Origin of the sequence: Burkholderia sp. D-99 (assembly GCF_011605345.1) — a bacterium.
GTDB lineage: Bacteria > Pseudomonadota > Gammaproteobacteria > Burkholderiales > Burkholderiaceae > Burkholderia.
On record NZ_JAAOXM010000030.1, the window covers coordinates 1 to 2,160 of the forward strand.

The following is a 2,160-nucleotide window of genomic DNA, read 5'->3' on the forward strand; positions in this document are numbered from 1 at the left end:
CAACCCAGTGCCTGAAGTGCCTTGCGATCGAGCAATTCTGCCTCCTGACCTCCATAAAGTCAGGCATCAGGTTACGCAATCGCTCTCCAAGGCTCCACGGTTTCCTGCGATGAACCATAAAAAAGCCCGGCGCATGAAGCGCCGGGCCCGATTGCCGCATGAAGCGATAACGATCGCGCCGGCTTACTGCACGGCAACCGTCGTGAAGTTCTGCCGTCCGAACGGGCTCACGTGATAGCCGCTCACGCTCGTGCGCGTGAGCGCGGCCGCGGTCGGGTAGCCGAGCGGAATCCACAGCGCCTGGTCGTGGATGATCTTCTGCGCGGCTTCGTACAGCTTCGCGCGCTTGGCCTGGTCGGCGGTCGACTTGCCGTCGGCGATCAGCTTGTCGAGCTGCGCGTCGCAGAAGCGTGCGAAGTTGATGCCCGATTTCACCGCGTTGCAGCTGAACAGCGGCGACAGGTAGTTGTCCGGATCGCCGTTGTCGCCGGCCCAGCCCATGAACAGCATGTCATGCTGGCCGAGCTTCGCCTGCTTGATCAGCTCGCCCCATTCGATCACCTTGACCTCGGCTTTCACGCCGATCTTCGCGAGGTCGGCCTGCAGCAGCTCCGCGCCGACCTTCGGATTCGGGTTCAGCACGCTACCGGTCGGACGCGTCCAGATCGTCGTCGAGAAGCCGTTCGGGAAGCCGGCCTGCGCGAGCAGCTGCTTCGCCTTCGCGGGATCGTACGCATACGGCGCGACGTCCTTCGCGTAGCTCCACGTGTTCGGCGGATACGGGTTGTTCGCGGCTGTCGCGGTGTTGTCGAACACGACCTTCAGGTAGGTCGCGCGGTCGAACGCGAGGTTCAGCGCCTCGCGCACCTTGTCGTTGTCGAGCGGCTTCTTCTGCGTGTTCAGCGCGACGAACGCGGTCATGAACGCGGGCGTCTGCACGACCTTCAGCGCGCTGTCGCCCTTTGCGGCGAGCACGTCCTGCGGCTTCGGCGACAGCGCGATCTGGCATTCGCCGGCCTTCACTTTCTGCAGGCGCACGGACGCGTCGGGCGTGATCGCGTAGATCAACCGGTCGACCTTCGGCTTCGTGCCCCAGTACGTCGGGTTCACGTCGTAGCGGATCAGCGCGTCCTTCGTATAGCTCTTCAGCACGAACGGGCCGGTGCCGACCGGCTTCGCGTTCAGGTCGGCCTGCTTGCCGGCCTTCAGCAACTGGTCCGCGTATTCGGCCGAGTAGATCGACGCGAAGCCCATCGTCAGGATCGGCACGAACGTCGCGTTCGGCTCGTTCAGCACGAACTTCACGGTGTTGTCGTCGACCTTCGTGACCGACTTCACGAGCTTCACGAGGCCCATCGACTGCGCGTGCGGGAAGCCGCTCGCGCCGGCCACCTTGTGCCACGGGTTCGAGTCGTCGAGCATCCGCGAGAACGTGAACACGACGTCGTCCGCGTCGAGCGCGCGGCCCGGCTTGAAGGTGTCGGTGGTCTGGAACGCGACGTTCGGGCGCAGGTGGAACGTGTACGTGAGGCCGTCGGCGCTTGCGTCCCATTTGTCGGCGAGCGCGGGCACGACCTTCTTCGCGGCTTCGTCGTACGACACGAGCGTGTTGAAGATCACGTCGGCCGATGCGTTGGTCGTGACGAGCGAGTTGTACTGCACGACGTCGAAACCGTCCGGGCTCGATTCCGTGCAGACGGTGAGCGGCTTGGCGGTGGCGAGGCCGGGGACGGCGAGGGCGGCGGCGAGCGTGGCCGCGGCGAACAGCTTGACCTGCATAGGATCTCCCACGTGGCTTGTGTTTTTTGCTGGGTGACGGGATGCGGGCGCGGCCCGGAAGCGGACAGGGCCGGCGCGGCTGGCGAATAGCATACCGTCAAAGCGCGCGACGCGTGAAAAAAGGCGCCTGAACGCGGCGAATTGACCGAAAAACGGCTGCGTTCGCGACGGAACGGGTGTTGGGGCGGCGAGCGGGGCGATGGAGGCGGCGGGTGGAGGCGCGCTGGCGCCGGGGACGCTGGGCAGTGGCGCCGCGGGGACGACGCGGCAGCAGTGTGGGCGTGCCGCGAATCGACGCGTCGAAGCCGCCAGGTGGTGATGTGGTGATGTGGAGAGGCGGAGAGGCGGAGAGGCGGAGAGGCGGAGAGGCGGAGAGGCGGA

1 protein-coding gene is annotated in these 2,160 nt (G+C 65.7%); it reads right to left on the reverse strand.

Annotated features, from left to right (window positions below; genetic code table 11):
* Positions 1-183: 183 nt before the first annotated feature.
* Positions 184-1,779 carry an ABC transporter substrate-binding protein gene (locus HAV18_RS39530; protein ID WP_166966436.1) on the reverse strand — a complete coding sequence of 532 codons (1,596 nt, stop codon included), beginning with the start codon at positions 1,777-1,779 and terminating at the stop codon, positions 184-186.
* Positions 1,780-2,160: the final 381 nt, after the last annotated feature.